This window comes from Streptomyces panacea, from assembly GCF_040560175.1.
Taxonomy (GTDB): domain Bacteria; phylum Actinomycetota; class Actinomycetes; order Streptomycetales; family Streptomycetaceae; genus Streptomyces; species Streptomyces panacea.
Map to the genome: position 1 here is coordinate 1 of NZ_JARJHW010000352.1, position 2,416 is coordinate 2,416.

General features: G+C 72.8%; 4 protein-coding genes. All 4 read right to left on the minus strand.

Annotated features, from left to right (window positions below):
* Nucleotides 1-61: 61 nt before the first annotated feature.
* Genes P3L51_RS35840 through P3L51_RS35855 form a run of 4 tightly spaced genes read right to left on the minus strand, consistent with a single transcriptional unit; the run spans nt 62 to nt 2,371 of the window.
* Nucleotides 62-1,651: a glycosyltransferase family 2 protein gene (locus P3L51_RS35840; RefSeq protein ID WP_354609544.1), complete on the minus strand. Its 1,590-nt coding sequence runs from the start codon at nt 1,649-1,651 to the stop codon at nt 62-64.
* A complete protein-coding gene (locus tag P3L51_RS35845; RefSeq protein WP_354609545.1) occupies nt 1,648-1,815 on the minus strand; it encodes a hypothetical protein in 168 nt (55 codons plus the stop codon). Before P3L51_RS35845 ends, P3L51_RS35840 begins: the two co-directional genes overlap by 4 nt.
* Nucleotides 1,816-1,874: 59 nt before the next feature.
* Entirely contained in the window at nt 1,875-2,069 is a 195-nt protein-coding gene (locus P3L51_RS35850) for a hypothetical protein (RefSeq protein ID WP_354609546.1), read from the minus strand.
* Nucleotides 2,066-2,371 (minus strand): hypothetical protein, encoded by a 306-nt coding sequence (locus tag P3L51_RS35855; RefSeq protein ID WP_354609547.1) that lies wholly within the window; start codon nt 2,369-2,371, stop codon nt 2,066-2,068. The genes P3L51_RS35850 and P3L51_RS35855 overlap by 4 nt, the downstream gene beginning before the upstream one ends.
* Between the last annotated feature and the right edge of the window lie 45 nt (nt 2,372-2,416).

Here is a 2,416-nt window from a genome sequence, read left to right on the forward strand (position 1 = left end):
AAGAGACAGGGTAGGGGTGGGGTGCCGGCCCGCCCGGTTGCTGCGGGCGGGCCGGCACGGGTCAGCGGGCGGGCAGTGCGACGTGCAGGGTGCTTTCGGTCTCGGGGTCGAGGAGCTTGTGGAGCGGGATGGTGTCCCCGTGCTCCCGGGCGGCCGGTATCGCGGCGGGGGGCGTGGGCGCCGAGGCTGCTGTGCCGAGGGTGACTTCGGCTCCGTTCTGGCGGGTGCCCCAGCCGGTGCGGGCGCAGGTCGCGATGCCGTACCAGCGCATGGCGCGCAGGAGGGTCCAGGCGGCGATGACGGCGAGCGGCATCATGAGCCAGGTGACGCACCGTGAGCGGATTCGCTCGTCGGCGCGGATGATGCCGAGGTAGCGCAGGGCCTGTGCGTAGCCGATCGCGAACGGCACGATCAGGAACGACGCGGGCGGGGCCTGCCCGTACTTGAGCGGTTCCAGGATGAGGAGCCAGCCCAGTACGGCGGTGGACAGGGCGACTTGGAACCATCTGAGGAGGTGCGCCCAGTAGGCCCAGCGGGTGACGGGGAGGTATCGCATGCGCCACAGGGAGCGGATCGTGCTGCCGCGCATCCAGCGGAGGTACATGCGCAGGAAGTGGGACGTCTTTTCCGGGAGGGCGGTGAAGACGATCGCCGACGGCTGCTGGACGGTCTGGCCGCGCAGGAGGGCGTAGAGGGTGAGGAGTGAGTCGTCGGAGAACATGACCGGCCGGCCGAGGAAGGTCTCGTTGAGGTAGCTGTCGAGGTTGGTGGTGATGACCTCGGCGCGGTAGGCGGCGAGGGGGCCGCTGTTGACGAGGACGGCGCCGGTGGCGGACAGGGCGGAGCGGTCGGTGAGCTGCCCGGTGGTGAACCACAGGTCGGTGACGCGGCAGAGGAGTTGCGAGCGGCGCCAGGCGGCGTACTGCCGTATCCGTTCCCGCCGGGTGTGCGGCTGGGCGCCGCGCCGCCGGCGGAAGCTGGGGCGGGCGGGGCCGCGGTGGTTGGTCGCGAGGACGACGCCGGCGACGGACTGGACCTGTGCGCGGGTGAACGGCACCAGGATCTCGGCGATGGCGCGCGGGTCGAGGCAGGAGTCGGAGTCGACGGTGACGACGATGTCCGCGCCCGGGGCCTGGCGTACGGCGGCGACCTGGGCGTGCCTCTTGCCCTGGTTGGGGGTGCGCTGCCAGGTGGTGTGGATGCCGGCGGCCGCGGCCGCGCCGTGCCACCAGTCCCGTACGGCGGCGTAGTCGGTGGAGGTCGATCCGTCGTCGACGACGTGCACGGAGTCCGGGCGCCGGGTCTGGTACGTCATGGACTGCAATGCGAGGCGGAGGAATCCCTCGTCCTCGTTGTACGCCGGCAGGATGACGGCGACGTGGAGGGCTTCGAGCTGTCGGCGTGCGCGGGGGCTGGGGCGGCGGGTGCGCTCGAGGTGGTACATGAGCGTCTGCATGAGCAGCATGCCGAAGGTGACGGACCAGACGGCGGCGAGCCGGGTTCCGGTGGTCTGGCCGTAGTTGGCGGCCTGGACGCCGTGGTGTGCGGCCCAGGCCGCGGCGAGGGTCAGGGTGATGGCTCCGGTGAGGACCATGCCGGAGCGGTGCGGGTGCGCGGCGAGGACGCTGCCGGGCGTACGGGTGGTGGTCACCGGTCACCGGCCGAGCGGCCCCGGCGGAAGCCGACGCGGATCGCGATGGCACCGATAACGACGAGGGCCAGGGCGATGCCCAGCAGTTCCCATCCGGTGATGACGGTGGTGCCGATGACGAGCGCTCCGGCGGCGGGTCCGGTGCGGGCGAGCTGGTCAGACATGTGATGGGGCTCCGTGAGTAGGTGGTGCGGCGGCGTGCCCGCGGTTGCGGGGGCCGGGTTCATGGGCGCTGTTGGCGCGTTGGTGCGGTGATGTGCCAGCCGTCGGCGCGGAGGGCGAGGACGATCGCGGTGGCGGCTTCGGTGGCGTCGTCCTGGGTGATGCCGGGTCCGTCGTGGGCGGCTGCGTGGGTGTGGAGGGTGGCGGCGATGTGGTCGCGGGCGGCGGCGGGGACCTGGCCGAGGGCGCGGGTCATCGGGGCCGCCGGGGCTGGCGTCGTACGCCGGTGCGCGGGTGCGTCTGTCGTGTCGGGGCGCCGAGGGGCCGCGCGCAGTCGGCGATGTGCGGCCGGGCCAGCCATTCGGCGTGCTCCAGGGTCGGGCGTTCCTTGCTGATGCCCCGGGAGCGGACACGGCCGGTGCCGTCGGTGAAGACGGCGGTGTTGCCCGACGGGTCGGGGTCGGCGTTGACGGACTGGGCGGCGCCGCTGGCGGTGACGGTCCAGCGGATCCGGGCGCCGCACAGGCCGCACCGGACGACGTCGTGGTCACTGGGCATAGCGGGTCTCCTCTCAAGTGCCGGTGGGCGGCAGTGCGTTGGCGG

Excerpts from the sequence above, each read along its gene's own strand:
- P3L51_RS35845 (WP_354609545.1), bottom strand. The coding sequence starts at position 1,815 with ATGTCTGACCAGCTCGCCCGCACCGGACCCGCCGCCGGAGCGCTCGTC.
- P3L51_RS35850 (WP_354609546.1), bottom strand. The coding sequence starts at position 2,069 with ATGACCCGCGCCCTCGGCCAGGTCCCCGCCGCCGCCCGCGACCACATC.
- P3L51_RS35855 (WP_354609547.1), bottom strand. The coding sequence starts at position 2,371 with ATGCCCAGTGACCACGACGTCGTCCGGTGCGGCCTGTGCGGCGCCCGG.